At 60.7% G+C, this 17,029-nt stretch carries 16 protein-coding genes; 5 read left to right on the top strand and 11 right to left on the bottom strand.

The annotated features are described in order from the left end of the window. Nucleotides 1-218 precede the first annotated feature (218 nt). From BM317_RS18320 to BM317_RS18300, 5 genes are all read right to left on the bottom strand, one after another. Entirely contained in the window at nucleotides 219-989 is a 771-nt protein-coding gene (locus tag BM317_RS18320) for a hypothetical protein (RefSeq protein WP_092169259.1), read from the bottom strand. A 503-nt stretch (nucleotides 990-1,492) separates the two neighbouring features. Continuing rightward, a complete protein-coding gene (gene tcyN, locus BM317_RS18315; protein WP_092169256.1) occupies nucleotides 1,493-2,254 on the bottom strand; it encodes an L-cystine ABC transporter ATP-binding protein TcyN in 762 nt (253 codons plus the stop codon). 3 nt (nucleotides 2,255-2,257) lie between these two features. Next, nucleotides 2,258-2,923, bottom strand: a complete 666-nt coding sequence (tcyL, locus tag BM317_RS18310) for a cystine ABC transporter permease (RefSeq protein ID WP_060739686.1) — start codon at nucleotides 2,921-2,923, stop codon at nucleotides 2,258-2,260. Further along, nucleotides 2,923-3,723 (bottom strand): cystine ABC transporter substrate-binding protein, encoded by an 801-nt coding sequence (tcyJ, locus tag BM317_RS18305; protein WP_060739685.1) that lies wholly within the window; start codon nucleotides 3,721-3,723, stop codon nucleotides 2,923-2,925. Before tcyJ ends, tcyL begins: the two co-directional genes overlap by 1 nt. 307 nt (nucleotides 3,724-4,030) lie before the next feature. After that, nucleotides 4,031-5,023, bottom strand: a complete 993-nt coding sequence (locus BM317_RS18300; protein ID WP_092169250.1) for a D-cysteine desulfhydrase — start codon at nucleotides 5,021-5,023, stop codon at nucleotides 4,031-4,033. Nucleotides 5,024-5,530: 507 nt separating this feature from the next. Here BM317_RS18300 and betT point away from each other — a divergent pair. Further along, nucleotides 5,531-7,492 carry a choline transporter BetT gene (gene betT, locus BM317_RS18295; RefSeq protein ID WP_170842320.1) on the top strand — a complete coding sequence of 654 codons (1,962 nt, stop codon included), beginning with the start codon at nucleotides 5,531-5,533 and terminating at the stop codon, nucleotides 7,490-7,492. A 151-nt stretch (nucleotides 7,493-7,643) separates the two neighbouring features. On the opposite strand, the gene BM317_RS18290 is transcribed toward betT, so the two are convergent. After that, entirely contained in the window at nucleotides 7,644-8,384 is a 741-nt protein-coding gene (locus BM317_RS18290) for an SDR family oxidoreductase (RefSeq protein WP_092475535.1), read from the bottom strand. A gap of 130 nt (nucleotides 8,385-8,514) precedes the next feature. Here BM317_RS18290 and BM317_RS18285 point away from each other — a divergent pair, with 130 nt between their 5' ends. From BM317_RS18285 to mgrA, 4 genes are all read left to right on the top strand, one after another. Continuing rightward, nucleotides 8,515-9,405 carry a LysR family transcriptional regulator gene (locus BM317_RS18285; RefSeq protein WP_092475532.1) on the top strand — a complete coding sequence of 297 codons (891 nt, stop codon included), beginning with the start codon at nucleotides 8,515-8,517 and terminating at the stop codon, nucleotides 9,403-9,405. Nucleotides 9,406-9,532: 127 nt separating this feature from the next. Then, nucleotides 9,533-9,715: a type II toxin-antitoxin system HicA family toxin gene (locus tag BM317_RS18280; RefSeq protein ID WP_092169238.1), complete on the top strand. Its 183-nt coding sequence runs from the start codon at nucleotides 9,533-9,535 to the stop codon at nucleotides 9,713-9,715. A 92-nt stretch (nucleotides 9,716-9,807) separates the two neighbouring features. Further along, nucleotides 9,808-10,209, top strand: a complete 402-nt coding sequence (locus BM317_RS18275) for a type II toxin-antitoxin system HicB family antitoxin (protein WP_063325186.1) — start codon at nucleotides 9,808-9,810, stop codon at nucleotides 10,207-10,209. Nucleotides 10,210-10,269: 60 nt separating this feature from the next. After that, nucleotides 10,270-11,307 carry an L-glyceraldehyde 3-phosphate reductase gene (mgrA, locus tag BM317_RS18270; protein WP_092169235.1) on the top strand — a complete coding sequence of 346 codons (1,038 nt, stop codon included), beginning with the start codon at nucleotides 10,270-10,272 and terminating at the stop codon, nucleotides 11,305-11,307. Nucleotides 11,308-11,471: 164 nt separating this feature from the next. On the opposite strand, the gene tauD is transcribed toward mgrA, so the two are convergent. The 5 genes from tauD to gshA all read right to left on the bottom strand — a co-directional run bounded on the left by tauD (nucleotide 11,472) and on the right by gshA (nucleotide 16,876). Continuing rightward, nucleotides 11,472-12,314, bottom strand: coding sequence for a taurine dioxygenase (gene tauD, locus BM317_RS18265; RefSeq protein WP_092475529.1), 843 nt, complete (start codon nucleotides 12,312-12,314; stop codon nucleotides 11,472-11,474). Nucleotides 12,315-12,363: 49 nt separating this feature from the next. After that, a complete protein-coding gene (tauC, locus tag BM317_RS18260) occupies nucleotides 12,364-13,203 on the bottom strand; it encodes a taurine ABC transporter permease TauC (protein WP_092475527.1) in 840 nt (279 codons plus the stop codon). Beyond that, nucleotides 13,200-13,994 carry a taurine ABC transporter ATP-binding subunit gene (tauB, locus tag BM317_RS18255; RefSeq protein WP_092169225.1) on the bottom strand — a complete coding sequence of 265 codons (795 nt, stop codon included), beginning with the start codon at nucleotides 13,992-13,994 and terminating at the stop codon, nucleotides 13,200-13,202. Before tauB ends, tauC begins: the two co-directional genes overlap by 4 nt. Before the next feature lie 20 nt (nucleotides 13,995-14,014). Further along, nucleotides 14,015-14,992, bottom strand: a complete 978-nt coding sequence (gene tauA / locus BM317_RS18250; RefSeq protein WP_092475524.1) for a taurine ABC transporter substrate-binding protein — start codon at nucleotides 14,990-14,992, stop codon at nucleotides 14,015-14,017. A gap of 300 nt (nucleotides 14,993-15,292) precedes the next feature. After that, nucleotides 15,293-16,876 (bottom strand): glutamate--cysteine ligase, encoded by a 1,584-nt coding sequence (gene gshA, locus BM317_RS18245; protein ID WP_092169219.1) that lies wholly within the window; start codon nucleotides 16,874-16,876, stop codon nucleotides 15,293-15,295. Nucleotides 16,877-17,029 lie beyond the last annotated feature (153 nt).

The following is a 17,029-nucleotide window of genomic DNA, read 5'->3' as shown; positions in this document are numbered from 1 at the left end:
ATGCTCCCCAGGATGAAGCAGCTTTTTGTGGCGAGGGTGCTTGCTCCCGCTTGGGCTGCGCTGTAGGAGCTGCCGAAGGCTGCGATCTTTTGATCTTTCGCTTGGGACTCAAGCGGCAGGGGAAAGATCGCAGCCTCGCTCCGCTCGACAGCTCCTACAGGCCCGGTGGGAGCAAGCGCCCTCGCCACAAAAGCAGGCTGGCCGCATAACTGTTTGCATCATGGCTCTCGGCGGCGCGTTTCGGCAGCCATGAGTGCCAGTTTCGGTGAAGTGTTCAGGTACGGATTGGCGCAACCGATCTTCAACGTCCGTGGCGGTGCCCAGTGGGAGTTGTTTCCCACGCGGTCGAGGATGCAATAGGTCACTTCCAGGCGCAGGTCTTCTCCCGCCTCCAGGATGATCTGCGGTGGGACCCAGATATTGATCGGTTGGCCGACTTCGCTGGCGGTGAGCGCAGGCAGGTCCATGCGCACATCGCCCCAGCGCAGGGTCACGGCATCGCCGACGGCCATGTTCAGGTAGGGTTCGATGGTCAGCGGTACGCCGCGCTTGATCTGGTTCGGGTTTACCCCTTGGCGCCGGATGGTGGTAGGAATGCGCACCGGCGCCAATCCCTGGTTTTCATCGCCGCTCAGGGCCAACGGTTGGCCGCCGGGACAATCGAGCTTCACCAGCACCTGTTGCTTGGCCGACAACGCCGGCCCGCGTCCGACTTGCATCACCCGATAATGGATGCGCGAGGTCCCGTTGACGATGAAGCTCTCCGGGACCCGCATCGTGATGTTGCCCGGTACATCGGCCTGCGACAGCACGCGCGAGCCGACGTAGCAGTTGTCCCAGAACAGTTCGATCAGGTCACCGGTGTCCATGCCGGGGTAAGGTGCAATGGCTACCTCCAAGTGAGCGGCGTTGGCGATATTGATGCCAGTAGGGTGGGCGTTGGCCAATGTAGGGGCGGCCAGTTCAGGACTCTTCGACTTACATGTCATGGTGTTCTCCTTGATGCTTGAAAACTAAGTCCGTTTCGTGATGATCAGAAATCGATGGATCATCGCGATGTAGTTGTTATGGGTGTAGCCATAGGGACTGTCTGCGCTTAGTTGCTGCGCAAACTAAATACGGTGCGTCGCCTGTCGGGCACTAGATAAGGGCTCTACAGTTTCAGTGTCAATAGAGCCGGTTGCTTAATAACGCGTGGTGAAAGGCTTCAGAAAAATCCTACGTGCGCATGTTAAGAATATGCTGCGCGGCAGGCCGATTTCCTAGGTTGGTTGGTTTTTCAAAAAGGGCTGGAAACCGCGCCGGACCACTAAGTTTGTGAGACAGACAGAGGGTAAGTGTTGCGAGAATTATATAGGTTACTTCCTATATGGAAGTCGGAGGCTTTAGTCGGGTGTAAAGTTGCAAGTTGTGTCGGCCGGATAAAAGGGGGGCGATATCGTGTTAGTTGTGCAGCGGTCTCACTTCCATCCCTGGAAGTGATAACACTGATTTACTGGTCGCCGCGTCCGGCAGAGAGGAACTTGCTGAGGAACTGTCGCGTGCGTTCTTCCTTGGGGGCTGCAAACAAGGCCTTGGCTTCGCCTTGCTCGACGATCACGCCTTTGTCGAAAAACACCACACGGTTGGCCACGTCCCGGGCGAAGCCCATTTCGTGGGTCACGATGACCATGGTGCGCTTTTCTTCAGCCAGGCCGCGAATGGTCGCCAGGACCTCGCCCACCAGTTCCGGATCGAGGGCCGAGGTCGGCTCGTCGAACAGGATCACCGCTGGTTCCATCGCCAACGCCCGGGCAATCGCCACACGCTGTTGCTGGCCGCCGGAAAGGCGCCGTGGGTAGGCGTTTTCCTTGCCGGCCAGCCCGACCTTGGCCAACAGCTTGCGTCCCAAGGCTTCGGCGTCGGCGCGGGGAATTTTCTTCACCACTTGCGGGCCTTCGGTGACATTCTCCAAGGCGGTGCGGTGGGGAAACAGGTTGAAGTTCTGGAACACGAAGCCCACCTGCTGGCGCAAACGGCGCACCAGGCCTTGTTGCTGGTTCAGCGGGCGACTGCCATCGATCTCGATGTCGCCGACCTTGATCCGGCCACTGGTAGGTTCTTCGAGGAAGTTCAGGCAACGCAGGAACGTCGTCTTGCCCGAGCCGCTGGGGCCGATGATCGCAACCACTTCGCCTTCTTCGATCTTCAGGTCGATGCCGTTGAGCACCACCTGACCCTTGAACTGCTTTGTCAGTTTTTCCACGACAATCATGGGTCAGGACTCCTGGTCATGCCGATTGACCCGGGCTTCCAGAACGTTCTGCAGGTGCGAGAGCACGGTGGCAAGAACCCAATAGATCAGCGCGGCGGCAAGGTACATGGTGAAGATTTCGAAGGTTCGTGCGGTGATCAACTGCGCCTGGCGGAACAGCTCCGGCACCTGGATGGTCGCCGCCAGCGCGGTGTCCTTGACCAGGGAAATGAAGCTGTTGCCCAACGGTGGCAGGGCCGTGCGTGCGGCTTGCGGCAGGATGGCCCGGCGCAGGGTCTGGGCGCGGGTCATGCCGATACTCGCCGCCGCTTCCCACTGGCCGCGCTCGATGGAGCTGATGGCAGCCCGCAGGATTTCACACGCATAGGCGGCCATGTTCAGCGAGAAACCGATCAGGGCCGCGGGCAGCGGATCCAGCTCGATGCCCAGTTGCGGCAACCCGTAATAGATCACGAACAACTGCACCAGCAACGGCGTGCCGCGAAAGAACGACACGTAGATGCGGGCAATCCAGCTCACCAGTTTGAAGCGCGACAGGCGCATCAGCGCCAGGCCGAACCCCAGCAGCAAGCCGAAAAACATGCCGCCCAGGCTGAGGATGACCGTGTAATACGCGCCCTTGAGCAAAAAGGGCGCGGAGTCCAGTGCGAGTTGAAGAGCTGCTTCCATTATTGGGTAACGTCAGCGCTGAAGTATTTTTCCGAAAGTTTCTTCAACGTACCGTCGGCGCGCAGTTTCTCGATGGCCTTGTTCACGGCTGCCAGCAGTTCGGGCTCGCCTTTGCGCAGGGCGATACCGGCTTCCTGGCGGGAGAAGGCTTCGCTGGTGACGGTGGTGTCCTTGGCTTTCTTGGCGTATTCCAGTGCGGCCAGACGGTCGATCAGGATGGTATCGATACGGCCGACGCGCAGGTCCTGGAACTTGGTTGGGTCGTCATCGTAGGTTTTGACTTGGGCGCCCGGTACTTCAGCTTTTACCCACTGTTCGTAGTTGGTGCCCAAGCCCACGCCGACTTTCTTACCGTCCAGGTCAGCGGCCTTCTTGATGTTCAGCTCGTCGGCTTTCTTGGTCAGTACCAGCGCTTGAATCCCGGAAACGGTGTACGGCTCGGAGAAGTCATACTTTTTCTTACGCTCCTCGGAGATGGTCACCTGGTTGACCACTGCGTCCAGACGCTTGGATTCCAACGCCGCGAGGATGCCGGCCCATGGGGTCGTCTGCAGCTTGACCTTCACACCCAATTCCTTGGCCAGGGCTTCGGAGAACTCCACTTCGAAGCCGGTCAGCTTGCCGCTGTCATCAACGAAGCTGAACGGTGGATAAGTGCCTTCCAGGCCGATCTTGATTTCACCGGCATCCTTGATTTTCTGCAGTTGCTCACCGGCAACCGCTTGCCCCAGCAGCCCGGCGCTCAATGCCAGGCCCAGCGAACCGACCAACAGGTTGCGACGTAATGCGGAAAAATTCATGACAAGCCCCTGTGTTTTCTTATGAAGAGATATTTTGGCTGAGATAAGGCGTAGCCGCGATTTGAAAAGGTTGCCACATCCTGCCTCAAAGCGACCTGGGCGTCTCGCGGCAAATGCGCCTGCGGCGAGACTATAAATTGGCTTTTATAGATTGGAAAATAATATTAAATCAACCAAATATATCTATTTGGAATGAGTTCCTGTGGGAGCGGGCTTGCTCGCGAAGGCGGTGTATCTGCCAGGAATATATCGACTGACACGCCGCCTTCGCGAGCAAGCCCGCTCCCACAAGGGATCTTCAATAATCCTAAAACGCTGCGTTATAGGCAAACAACGCCGGCGCGCCGCCGGTGTGCAGGAAGATGATCGGGCCTTCGTCGCAACGGTCGCGGCCAATGCCATCGAGCAGGCCGGCCATGGCCTTGCCGGTGTAGACCGGATCGAGCAACAGGCCTTCCTGGCTGGCCAGCAGCTTGACTGCCGCCAGTGTCCCGGCGTTCGGTTCGCCGTAGCGGGGGGCGAAATATTCATCCCACAAGATCACTTTGAACGCTTCCGGAAGGGCGACTTCGAGCAACGCTGCCGTGCGTTCGGCCAGGCCCTGGACCTTCGGAAACTGGTCCTCCTCGCTACGCGAAACCGTGACGCCAATGACCGGAAGCGCCGGCAGGCTTTCACTCAACGCCAGCGCCAGGCCACTGTGGGTCCCGGCACTGCCCGAGGCGAGTACCACGGCAGCGAACTCGATTCCGGTGTCTTTGATCTGCTCGGCCAGTTCCAGGCCGGCGCGCACATACCCCAGTGCGCCCAAGGCGTTCGAACCGCCAATCGGCACCAGGTAGGGCTTTTTCCCATTGCTGCGCAGACGCCCGGCGAGGGCCTGCAATTGCTCGTCGGCGTTGTCCAGGTTTTCCACTAGCTCGACCTTGGCGTCGAACAGCTCCAGCAGCAGCCGGTTGCCGTTGCCCAGGTAATTGCTGTCTTCGGTGCCGATGGGATTTTCCAGCAAGGCCACGCAACCCAGGCCGAGCTTCGCGGCCAGGGCGGCGGTCTGGCGTACGTGATTGGACTGGATCGCCCCGGCGGTGATGAGGGTATCGGCGCCTTGGGCGATGGCATCGGCGGCCAGGTATTCGAGCTTGCGCAGCTTGTTGCCGCCCAAGGCCAGGGGCGTCAGGTCGTCGCGCTTGATGTAGATGTCCCGGCCGAGCCAGGTGGAGAGGCGGTCGAGTTTTTCCAGCGGTGTCGGATGGCTGAGCAGGTCGAGACGGTTAAAGCGAGACAACTGTTCTTTGATCATGGGTCCGTACTGGTTGTAGGCGATGTCTGGACTATAGGCACGCGGATATTCGTGGGCAACCGGCAATCATTGGTTTGGAAGTGAACCGGCGACGGGCAGGGAGTGACACATGATTTATGAACACCTCAAATCCTGTGGGAGCGAGCTTGCTCGCGATAGCGGTGGTTCAGTTGGCCTCTGTATTGACTGACATACCGCCATCGCGAGCAAGCTCGCTCCCACAGGGGGTTGTGTATATGGCTTAGGCACTGAACGAATGCTCACCAGGCAACGTCATACCCTCCCGTAGGCTAGCGTAGGAAACATGCCGTTGAGCCCTGCGATTAGTCCTTAGCTGCCTATTCATGTTTAACTTGAACGTTCATTCAAGTTAAACCGTCGGTTTGCTGCCCGCTCACAATAAGGAGGCTTGCTTTTGCCGAGTCCGTTTTCGACCCTCGCCGTTTCGCTGCCCGGGGTGCCTCGCCCATGAGTGCTTCGTCCCTGCCACCCAGCGGCCTGGTCCGCATGAACCCGCCGGTATTTTACTTCGCCGCGACCTTCATCCTGTTGTTCGGCCTGGTGGTGATTGCCATGCCCGCCCAGGCCGGCGCCTGGTTGCTGGCGGCACAGAACTGGGCGGCCAATACGGTCGGCTGGTACTACATGCTCGCGATGACGCTGTATCTGGTCTTCGTGGTGGTCACCGCCTTGTCCGGCTACGGCAAGATCAAGCTCGGTGCCGACCACGACGAGCCCGAATTCAGTTATCTGTCCTGGGCCGGCATGCTGTTTGCCGCCGGCATCAGCATCACGCTGTTTTTCTTCTGCGTTTCCGAGCCGCTGACCCACATGGTGCAGCCGCCCCAGGGCCAGGCCGGTACCGCCGAGGCGGCGCGCCAGGCCATGCAGATCCTGTTCTTGCACTGGGGCCTGCACGGCTGGGGCGTCTTTGCGTTCGTCGGCATGGCCTTGGCATATTTCGCCTACCGGCACAATTTGCCGCTGGCCCTGCGTTCGGCGCTGTACCCGCTGATCGGCAAGCGCATCAACGGCCCCATCGGCTACGCCGTGGACGGCTTCGGCATTATCGCGACGGTGTTCGGCCTCGGCGCGGACATGGGGTTTGGTGTGCTGCACCTCAATTCCGGGCTCGACTACCTGTTCGGCATTGCTCACACCCAGTGGATTCAAGTTGGTTTGATCGTGCTGATGATGGGCGCGGCGATCATCGTCGCGGTGGCCGGTGTCGACAAGGGTGTGCGGGTCATGTCCGACATCAACATGCTGCTGGCCTGTGCGTTGCTGCTGTTCGTGCTGTTCGCCGGGCCCACCCAGCATTTGCTCAATACCTTGATCCAGAACATCGGCGATTACCTCGGTGCCTTGCCGATGAAGAGTTTCGACCTGTACGCCTACAACGAGCCCAGTGAATGGCTGGGTGGCTGGACGGTGTTCTACTGGGCCTGGTGGATCGCCTGGTCGCCCTTCGTGGGGCTGTTCATCGCGCGGATTTCCCGTGGCCGCACCATCCGTGAATTCGTGTTCGGCGTGCTGCTGATCCCCTTGGGCTTCACCCTGGCGTGGATGTCGATCTTCGGCAACAGCGCCATCGACCAAGTGCTGAACCACGGCATGAGCGCCCTGGGCATGTCCGCCCTGGAAAACCCGTCGATGAGCCTTTACCTGCTGCTGGAAACCTACCCCTGGAGCAAGACCGTCATCGCGGTCACCGTGTTCATCAGCTTCGTGTTCTTCGTCACGTCCGCCGACTCGGGCACCGTGGTGCTTTCGACGCTGTCGGCCAAGGGCGGCAATCCCGATGAGGATGGGCCGAAATGGTTGAGGGTGTTCTGGGGCGCGATGACGGCCCTGGTGACCAGTGCGTTGTTGTTCTCCGGCAGCATCGATGCCTTGAAGTCGGCGGTGGTGCTGACGTCCTTGCCGTTCTCACTGATTTTGCTGTTGATGATGTGGGGCCTGCACAAGGCGTTTTACCTGGAGTCCCAGAAGCAGATCGCGCAATTGCATTCCCTGGCGCCGGTGTCGGGATCGCGCCGGGGCACGGGCGGCTGGCGTCAGCGCTTGAGCCAGGCGGTGCATTTCCCGTCCCGTGATGAGGTGTACCGTTTCCTCGACACCACGGTGCGCCCGGCCATTGAAGAAGTGACCGCGGTGTTCGTCGAGAAGGGGCTGACGGTGGTGACCCAGCCCGACCCGGCCAACGACAGCGTCAGCCTGGAGATCGGTCACGGCGAGCAGCATCCGTTCATTTACCAGGTGCAGATGCGTGGCTACTTCACGCCGTCCTTCGCCCGCGGCGGCATGGGTTCGAAGGAGCTCAACAACCGGCGCTACTACCGTGCCGAGGTGCACTTGAGCGAAGGCAGCCAGGATTACGACCTGGTGGGCTACACCAAGGAGCAAATCATCAACGACATCCTCGACCAGTACGAGCGGCACCTGCAGTTCCTGCATTTGGTGCGCTGAGCGAGGCCGTAGGTTTTCCATCTTTACCGGCCTCATCGCGAGCAAGCTCGCTCCCACAGGGGCAGTGAGTCCTTCTTGGAGGGCTGCCGATTCCCTTGTGGGAGCGAGCCTGCTCGCGATAGCGATTTGGCGGACGCCGCCCGGCGAAGCTTCAGACCAGTCCGCCATTGGCCCGCAGGACCTGCCCGTTCACCCAATCAGCGGCCGGGCTCACCAGGAACGCGATGATGCTGGCAATATCCTGCGGCTGGCCGAGGCGCTCCAGGGGCGGCATCTTGGCGTAGTGCTGCACCTGTTCTTCACTCTTGCCGTGCATGAACAATTCGGTGGCGACCGGGCCGGGGGCCACGGCGTTGACCGTGATCTGGCGCCCGCGCAGCTCCTTGGCGAACACCTGGGTCAGGGATTCCACCGCCGCCTTGCTGGCGATGTACACCGAGTAGCCGGGCAGGTTCAGGCCTACGGTGCTGCTGGAAAAATTCACGATCCGGCCACCGTCGTTCAAGCGGGTCGCGGCTTCGCGCAAGGTGTTGAAGGTGCCACGGGTGTTGATGGCGAACGTCTGCTCGAACAGCTCGTCGCTGTGCTGCGCCAGGGGCATTACTTGAAGGATGCCGGCGTTATTGATCAACACATCGACCTTGCCCAGTTGGGCTTCGGTTTCGTCGAACATCCGCCGCACATCGGCTGAAGAGGACACGTCCGCCTTGATCGCTATGGCTTGGTGGCCGGCCTGGCGCAGTTGAACCACCAGTTTCGAGGCTTCGGTGGCGCTGTTGGCGTAATTGATGACGACGGCAAAACCTTCGCTGGCCAATTGCTTGGCAATCTCTGCTCCGATGCCGCGGGACGCGCCGGTCACGATGGCAACTTTCGAGTTTTGAACAGTCATGTGAGGTTCCTTTGAGGTTGAAGTGTTGTGATTCGTTGAAGTCAGATTCACATGTTTACTCTTGGCGATAAATGCCCGAGAGTTGCCTTGACTGTTCAATATTTTCCAACAATAAGCGCACGGGATTCAGATGGACCAAGTCAAGGCGATGAGGGTATTTGTCCGCATATACGAGCGCAGCAGCTTCACCCTGGCCGCTGAAGACTTGAATATGCCCCGGGCCACGCTGACCCATACGCTCAATCAATTCGAAGCCTGGCTGGGCATTCGTTTGCTGGAGCGCAGCACCCGCAAGGTACGCCCGACCCTCGACGGCGAAGCCTACTACCCGCGCTGCGTGCAATTGCTGGCGGAGCTTGAAGAGGCCGAACTGGCGTTTCGCGGCGTTGCGCCCAAAGGCAAACTCAGAGTAGACCTGCATGGCACCCAGGCCCGGTACTTCGTGATTCCGGCGTTGCCGCAATTCATGGCCCGCTACCCCGAAATAGAACTGTTCATCAGCGAGGCCGATCGTTTCGTCGACCTGATTGCCGAGGGTGTCGATTGCGTGCTGCGTTCCGGTACGTTGGCGGATTCGTCATTGATCGGCCGGCGTGTCGCCAACCTTCGGCAGATCACCTGTGCCAGCCCCGGTTACCTGCGCCAGTATGGCGAGCCATCGAGCCTCGATGACTTGAAGCATCACAGGGCGGTGAATTACGTCTCGCGGACCACCGGCAAACTCTATCCGTTCGAATTCATGGTCGATGGCGAACTCAAGGAAGTGCCGATCGGAGGCTCGTTGTCGGTATCCGGCGCCGAGATCTACGCCGCCTCGGCCATCGCCGGCCTGGGCCTGATCCAATGCCCGCATTACCGAATGGAAGAACCGATCCGGCAGGGAATGATCCAGGAAGTCCTCACCGCCTACCCGCCGCCCTCCATGCCGGTGTCGGTGCTCTATCCCCACAACCGACACATGTCGCCACGGGTTCGCGTATTCGTGGATTGGGTGACGGAGGTGTTTGCGCAGGCGCGATGACGAGTGGTGATGACGGTGCATTGGTTGGAGAGTTGAACTAATATTTTTCTGAGTGTGTATTGTGTGTATCAGAGGGCTTTTTCGCAGCTAGAGTTTTCCGGCAGAGTTGTCGAATAAGGCAAAGGTGATGCGAAGTCGGGAAATGATCAGGAAGATCGAAGAGGACGGTTGGTACCTGGTGGCAGTCAAGGGTAGCCATCATCAGTACAAGCATTCCATCAAGGCTGGGAGGGTGACGATCGAGCACCCTGACACCGATCTGCCCAGAGGCACGATCAATAGCATATTGAAACAGGCGGGCCTGAAATGAAGCCCATGACCGATTACGAAATCCCCGATGGGGATGCATTGTTATCAGGCCGGTTGCTGCGGTTGCCGGATCTGAAGGAAGGATTCGTCCACATGAAATTTCCGGTCGTTCTGCACAAGGATGCCGATTCCGACTACGGAGTGACGGTCCCGGATGTACCGGGTTGTTTCTCCGCAGGCAGTACTGTGAGCCAGGCATTCGAAAATGTGAAAGAGGCGCTCTCGTTGCACTATGAAGGCTTGATAGCCGACGGCGAACCGCTGCCGCAGATCCATGAAATTGACGATCATCTCGACGATCCGCAATACGCCGGGGGGATATGGGGGGTGGTTGAGTTTGATGTCACGCCCTATTTCGGAAAGTCAGTGCGGTTCAACGCCACGTTGCCCGAGCAATTGCTTGAGCGCATCGACCAAACCGTGCGACGGGACCAGCGTTATAGCTCGCGTTCCGGTTTTCTGGCAGCGGCGGCCTTGCGCGAACTTTCAGCCTGACCGAGGCGTCTGTGAAATGTTAGCTTCTGCCACCCGCCGTCCGAACAGAGAGCCTTTTCGATGACCTACACCGCTGCGCAAAACCGCTACGAGTCCATTCCTTACCGCCGCGTCGGTCGCAGCGGGCTGGTGCTGCCGGCGTTGTCGCTGGGGTTGTGGCACAACTTCGGCGACAGTACGCCCATCGACACCCAGCGCGCCTTGCTGCGCACGGCGTTCGACCTGGGTATCAACCACTTCGACCTGGCCAACAACTACGGCCCGCCCTATGGCAGCGCCGAGATCAATTTCGGCCGGTTGCTGCGCGAAGATTTCCAGCAGTATCGCGATGAGTTGATCATCTCCAGCAAGGCCGGTTGGGACATGTGGCCGGGGCCTTACGGCCAGGGCGGTGGCTCGCGCAAATACGTGCTGGCCAGCCTCGACCAGAGCCTGCAACGCTTGGGGCTGGACTATGTGGACATCTTCTATTCCCACCGCTTCGACCCCGATACGCCACTGGAAGAAACCGCCAGTGCACTGGCCACTGCGGTGCAGCAGGGCAAGGCGTTGTACATCGGCATTTCCTCGTATTCCGGGGTGAAGACCCGGGAAATGGCGGCGCTGCTCAAGGAATGGAAAGTCCCGCTGCTGATCCACCAGCCGGCCTACAATCTGCTCAACCGCTGGGTGGAAAAAGACCTGCTGGACGCCACCGACGAATTGGGGACCGGTGTGATTGCCTTCACCCCGCTGGCCCAAGGGCTGCTGACCGACAAGTACCTCAAGGGCGTTCCGGCCGATGCGCGGGTGAATCGGCCGGGGGGCGGTTCGTTGCAGGCTTCGCACTTGTCGCAGGAGAACCTCGCCCACGTGCGCGCCCTCAATGAGATCGCCCAGCGTCGTGGCCAGAGCCTGGCGCAAATGGCCCTGGCCTGGACCTTGCGCGATCCCCGGGTCACCTCCGCCCTGATCGGCGCCAGCCGGCCGGAGCAGATCATCGAGAACGTCGGAGCCTTGCAGAACCTGAACTTCAGCGCCGAAGAACTGGCCGAGATCGACCGGTTTGCCCAGGAAGGCGGGATCAATCTTTGGGAAAAGCCTTCGTCGGCGGAATAACACAACCCCCCCTGTGGCGAGGGGATTTATCCCCGCTGGCTGCGACGCAGCCCCAGGAACAGCTCAGCACGATCTGTCTTTCAGATCGTGCGTGCAGGTTTTAGGGACGCTACGCAGCCCAGCGGGGATAAATCCCCTCGGCACAAAGGCGATTCCATCGCTATTCAGCGAAAAAACGGCACATCCCCCAACACCGTCGCCCGGTGCATCACCCGCCGGGCCGGGCGGTAGTCGTCCACGGCGAAATGCTGGGTCACACGGTTATCCCAAAACGCCACGTCGTTGACCTGCCAGCGCCAGCGCAGGGTGAACTCCGGGCGGGTGGCGTGGACGAACAGCAGTTTCAGGATCGCCTCGCTTTCGCTTTCCGACAGTTCGTTGATCCGTGTCGTGAAGCCTTCATTGACGAACAGTGAACGACGCCCGCTCACCGGATGGGTGCGGATCACCGGATGGGACAGCGGCGGGTTTTTCCGCCGTGCCTCTTCCCAGCGCGCCAGGTCTTCAGCGGTGTTGCCAAAGCGCTCCAAGGGAAAGGATCGGGTGAAGTCGTGGGTCGCCGTCAGCCCTTCCAGCAAGCGTTTCAACGGTGTCGACAAGGCTTCGTAGGCGGCGATGCCACTGGCCCACAACGTATCGCCACCCACCGCCGGCAACAGCTTGGCGCTGAGCACCGCGCCGAGGGCTGGCGTTGGCAGAAAGGTCACGTCGGTGTGCCACACGGCGTTATCGCGGACATCGGTGACGGCGGTGTCGAGCACCAATACTTCGGGCTGCTCCGGCACGTTGGGGTAGATCGGATGAATGTGCAGGTCGCCAAAATACCCGGCGAAGCGTGCCTGCTGTGGCGGTTCGATCGGCTGGTCGCGGAAAAACAGCACCTGGTGTTCGAGCAGCGCCTGCTCGAGGGTGTCGCGGTCGGCCAGGCTCAGCGGCTGGCGGATATCGATTCCTTCGATCTGCGCGCCGAGGGCGGTGCTCAAAGGCGTAATGATCGGGCGGTTCATCGCAGTGTTCTCGGTCTGGGCGCCGAATGGTCGGCGTGGTCATTGGGTATCAATGGGTCTGGCCGTGCCACGGCACCAGTTTGCGTTGCAGGGCGCGCAGGCCCATTTCCATGGCGAAGGCGATCAATGCGATCACCAGGATTCCCAGCACCACCACATCGGTGACCAGGAACTGCGCCGCTGACTGCACCATGAACCCCAGGCCGCTGGTGGCGGCGATCAGTTCGGCGGCCACCAGTGTCGACCAGCCCACGCCCAGGCCGATGCGGATGCCGGTGAGAATGTCCGGCAGGGCGCTGGGCACGATTACATGGCGAATCAACTGGGCCCGCGTGGCGCCCAACGATTGCGCCGCGCGCAGCTTGGCCCGGTCGACGGTGCGCACGCCGGTGGCGGTGGCAATGGCAATCGGGGCGAAGATCGCCAGGTAGATCAGCAGCACCTTCGACAACTCGCCGATGCCGCACCAGATCACGATCAATGGCAGGTACGCCAACGGTGGGATCGGCCGGTAGAACTCGATCAACGGATCGAGCACGCCGCGCGCGATGCGGTTGGCGCCGATGGCGATGCCCACCGGCACCGCCGTCAGCACCGCGAACAGCAGGCCCAGGCCGATGCGTTCAAGGCTGGCGGCCAAGTGTTGCCAGAGGGTGGCGTCCATGTAGCCGTGGGTCGCCAGCAGCCAGCCTTTTTGCAGCACGGCCGAGGGCGGGGGCAGGAACAGCGGTTCGATCAGGCCGCTGGCGGTGACGGCCCACCAGGCTGCCAGCAACGCGATCAGGGTCAAGCCGCTGATCCAACGCGTACTCAGGTGGGGTCTCGAACCGCTGGTCGTGGGCCGGGTCGTCGTGTCACGGACCCCGGCGGGAATTTCGTAGGTGCTCATGCGCGCTCCTGGGGTCGAGTGGCGCTGCGTTGGGAAAACACTTTGGCGAGCACATGCTCGCGGGTTTCGATGAAGCGTGGGTCGGACTTGATCGACCGTGCCGACTCCCCGGCCCCGTAGCGCTGGCCGAAATCCAGGCTCAGGCGTTCGACGATCTGCCCCGGGTTCGGTGCCAGCAGAATCAAGTCAGTGGCGAGGAAGACGGCTTCTTCAATGTCATGGGTGATCAGGAACACCGGCTTGGCGGTGCGCTGCCAGACCTGTAGCAACAGTTCCTGCATCTGCTCGCGGGTGAAGGCGTCCAGCGCACCGAACGGTTCGTCCATCAACAGCACACGCGGGTCGGCCGCCAACGCCCGGGCCAGGCCGACGCGTTGTTTCTGACCGCCGGAGAGCTGCCAGACGCGGCGTTGCTCGAAACCGGCCAGGTCCACCAGGGCAAGCATTTCCCGAGCGCGAGCCTCGCGTTTTTCCTTGGGAATGCCGGCCAGTTCCAGGCCGAACCCGACGTTTGCCAGTACGTCCTGCCACGGCAGCAGCGCATCATCCTGGAACACCACGCCGCGTTCGGCGCTCGGGCCCTTGACCGGCGTGCCGTCGAGGGTGATCTGCCCGGCGCTGGGCTCGACGAACCCGGCAATCAGGTTCAACAGCGATGTCTTGCCACTGCCGGACGGACCGAGGGCAACCAGCAACTGCTTCGGCCCCAGGGTCAGGGAAATCTCCGCCAGCACCGGTTCCGCCGCGCCGGGGTACTGTGCGCTGATGCGCTCCAGCTGAAGCAAGGCCATCGCATGTCTCCTTTTTTTGATCAGCGAGTGATGTATTTGGCGCTGACGTAAGGCGCGTAGTCCGGCAGCACGGCTTCGACTTTGCCTTGCTCCTTGAGGAACGCCGCGGTATCGGTGATGGCTTGGGTGGTCGGTGCGCCGAGGCTCACGACCTGATCGGCCGCCAGGGGAAAGACGTTGCCTTGCAGCAACAACGGGATATCGCTGGCCTTGGCACCGGAGAGCTTCACCAGTTTGTCGACGTTGGACGCATCGGCCAGCCAGGCTTGTGGGTCCTTGCGGTACTGGGCGTAGGCGTCCAGGGTCACTTTGGCGAAGGCGGTGACGATTTCAGGGTGCTTCTGGGCGAAGTCCTTGCGCACGATCCAGGCGTCGAATGTCGGTGCGCCGAACTTGGCCAACTCCGCGGAGGTGATCAGCACCTTGCCGTTTTCCTTGGCCACACCCAGGGCCGGGTCCCAGACGTAGGTGGCGTCGATGTCGCCACGTTTCCAGGCGGCGATGATGGCCGGTGGCGCCAGGTTGAGCACGGTGACTTTCGATGGGTCGATGTTCCAGTGCTTCAACGCGGCGAGCAGGCTGTAGTGACCGGTGGACACGAACGGCACGGCGATCTTCTTGCCGATCAGGTCTTGCGGGGAATTGATACCGGAGCCGTCACGAACCACCAAGGCCTCGGCGGCGCCGATCTGGGTGGCGATGAGGAAGGTTTCCACCGGGACCTTGCGGGTGATGGCCGCGGTCAGCGGGCTGGAACCGAGGTAGCCGATTTGTACATCACCCGAAGCGATGGCGGTGATGACGTCGGCACCGTTGTCGAACTTGCGCCAGTCGATCTTGGCTTGGGTGGCTTTTTCGTAGGCGCCATCGGCCTGGGCGACTTTGGCCGGGTCGACGGTGGTCTGGTAAGCGACGGTCAGGTCGGCTGCCTGGGCAAAAAGACTCGTTGCTGCCAGGGAGGCGGCCGCGAGAAGGCGAAGGGGGAAACGCAAAGACATGGAAAATCTCCTCAACAGGCCGTCGGACGTTCGGCGTTTGAGGAGACTAAATGATCTAAGAATTCAAAAATAAATAACTTTTTCGAATGAGCTTATCAGCGAAAAAATCTATGCGTGCATCAGCTTTTGTGGCGAGGGGATTTATCCCCGCTGGGTTGCGAAGCGACCCCAAATCAGTCGAATGAGAGCTGACTTAGACACCGAGGTGAACCGTCGAGGGCTGCTTTGCAGCCAGCGGGGATAAATCCCCTCGCCACAAAATCATTCCCATGTAAGACATGGGAATGATTCATGAGGGGATCAGTTACTGATCGCCAAAATACTCGCCTGGTACGAACCCACGAACACATCGAAATCCCCCACCTCGTTCTGTTCCAGCTCGGCTTGCTGGACCAGCGACTCGCGTGCGGTCTCTTCGAATGTCGCTTGTTCCTGGGCAGGCAACGGCTCGGCGCGGAAGAATTCGGCGTGGGCCTTGCTTTGGCGCAGGGAGAACTGGGCGAAGCTTTCCTGGTGTTCGGCCATGGCGGCCAGCACCTGGGCGGAAGGCGTCAGGGACGGATCGCGGACTTTCGCCAATTGCGCGTCCAGTGCCTGGCGATGGGCATCGCCACCCTGGCTCTGGTCGAGCAGCGCGGCCAGCGGGGCGATTTTTTCCAGCAATTCCACGGCCCAGGCCTGCATGTCCACCGCTTGGCCCTGGCGCTGCAATTGCAGGCCTGGCTTGCGACCTTCCTTGACCACGGTCAGGAAGTTGCTCGTGGCGTTGCCGCATTCGTTGTTTTCCAGCTGCGGGCTGTCATTGAGGCCGCAATACAGCAGGAACGCATCGAGGAACCGCGCTTCGGTGAGGTCGATACCCATCGGCAGGAACGGGTTGATGTCCAGGCAACGCACTTCGACGTACTGGATCCCCCGGGCCATCAAGGCCTGGATCGGCCGCTCGCCGGTGTAGGTCACGCGCTTGGGACGGATGTTGGAGTAGTACTCGTTTTCGATCTGCAAGATGTTGGTATTGAGCTGCACCCACTCGCCGTTCTGGTGAGTGCCGACTTCGACGTACGGCGCGTAGGGCGTCGCCACCGCTTTGCGCAGGCTGTCGGTGTAGCTCGCCAGGTCGTTGTAGCAGGGCGTGAGGCCGGCCTGGGCGTTGCTCTGGTAACCCAGGTCGCTCATGCGCAGGCTGGTGGCATAGGGCAGGTACAAGGTGTCCGGATCCAGTTGTTCCAACTGGTGCGGACGGCCCCGCAGGAAACCGACGTCCAGGGCCGGCGAGGCACCGAACAGGTACATCAGCAGCCAGCTGTAGCGGCGGAAATTACGGATCAGCGCGATGTAGGCCGACGACTGGAAGTCCCGGTCGCTCACCTCGGCGGCTTCGTCCTGGCGCAACAGCGGCCAGAGCTTTTCCGGCAAGGAAAAGTTGTAGTGGATACCTGCGATGCACTGCATGGTCTTGCCGTAGCGCAGGGCCAGGCCCTTGCGATAGACGTACTTGAGCCGACCGATATTCGAGGTGCCGTAGTAGGCGATCGGAATGGCTTCTTCGGTCGGCAGTGGGCACGGCATCGACGGGCTCCACAGATACTCGTCACCCAGTTTGCTGTAGGCAAACCGGTGGATCTTGTCGAGGCTGCGCAAGGTATCGGCCGGATTGGCCAGGGCCGGCGTGATGAACTCCAGAAGCGACTCGGAATAGTCGGTAGTGATCTGTTCGTTGGTCAGCGCCGAACCCAGGGCCTTGGGGTGCGGAGTCTGCGCCAGGCGCCCATCGTCCGTGACACGCAGGCATTCACGCTCGATGCCGTGCAGGCACTGTTCGAGCAGGGAGAGGTTGGCGCGCTCGCCGAGCAGGGCCAGGCGGCGGTTTAAAAGGTCGCTCAAGTTGAATTCCTTCACGCGTCAGTCGCCCCAATATGGGGGTGGGCAAGACGGTCTACAAGGGTGAAGTTAAAACTGGCGTTTTCGCCTGGTTTTATGCGGGTAAAGACTGATCGCCGCACTCCCTGTGGGAGCGGGCTTGCTCGCGAAGAGGTC

It is taken from the genome of Pseudomonas sp. NFACC24-1, from assembly GCF_900115235.1.
GTDB lineage: Bacteria > Pseudomonadota > Gammaproteobacteria > Pseudomonadales > Pseudomonadaceae > Aquipseudomonas > Aquipseudomonas fluorescens_AA.
The sequence above is the reverse complement of the archived record's forward strand: the minus strand, read 5'-3'. Positions and strand labels throughout refer to the sequence as shown.

Coding starts and splice junctions, on each gene's coding strand:
- BM317_RS18320 (WP_092169259.1), bottom strand. CDS start 989: ATGACATGTAAGTCGAAGAGTCCTGAACTGGCCGCCCCTACATTGGCC.
- tcyN (WP_092169256.1), bottom strand. CDS start 2,254: ATGATTGTCGTGGAAAAACTGACAAAGCAGTTCAAGGGTCAGGTGGTG.
- tcyL (WP_060739686.1), bottom strand. CDS start 2,923: ATGGAAGCAGCTCTTCAACTCGCACTGGACTCCGCGCCCTTTTTGCTC.
- tcyJ (WP_060739685.1), bottom strand. CDS start 3,723: ATGAATTTTTCCGCATTACGTCGCAACCTGTTGGTCGGTTCGCTGGGC.
- BM317_RS18300 (WP_092169250.1), bottom strand. CDS start 5,023: ATGATCAAAGAACAGTTGTCTCGCTTTAACCGTCTCGACCTGCTCAGC.
- betT (WP_170842320.1), top strand. CDS start 5,531: ATGAACCCGCCGGTATTTTACTTCGCCGCGACCTTCATCCTGTTGTTC.
- BM317_RS18290 (WP_092475535.1), bottom strand. CDS start 8,384: ATGACTGTTCAAAACTCGAAAGTTGCCATCGTGACCGGCGCGTCCCGC.
- BM317_RS18285 (WP_092475532.1), top strand. CDS start 8,515: ATGGACCAAGTCAAGGCGATGAGGGTATTTGTCCGCATATACGAGCGC.
- BM317_RS18280 (WP_092169238.1), top strand. CDS start 9,533: ATGCGAAGTCGGGAAATGATCAGGAAGATCGAAGAGGACGGTTGGTAC.
- BM317_RS18275 (WP_063325186.1), top strand. CDS start 9,808: ATGAAATTTCCGGTCGTTCTGCACAAGGATGCCGATTCCGACTACGGA.
- mgrA (WP_092169235.1), top strand. CDS start 10,270: ATGACCTACACCGCTGCGCAAAACCGCTACGAGTCCATTCCTTACCGC.
- tauD (WP_092475529.1), bottom strand. CDS start 12,314: ATGAACCGCCCGATCATTACGCCTTTGAGCACCGCCCTCGGCGCGCAG.
- tauC (WP_092475527.1), bottom strand. CDS start 13,203: ATGAGCACCTACGAAATTCCCGCCGGGGTCCGTGACACGACGACCCGG.
- tauB (WP_092169225.1), bottom strand. CDS start 13,994: ATGGCCTTGCTTCAGCTGGAGCGCATCAGCGCACAGTACCCCGGCGCG.
- tauA (WP_092475524.1), bottom strand. CDS start 14,992: ATGTCTTTGCGTTTCCCCCTTCGCCTTCTCGCGGCCGCCTCCCTGGCA.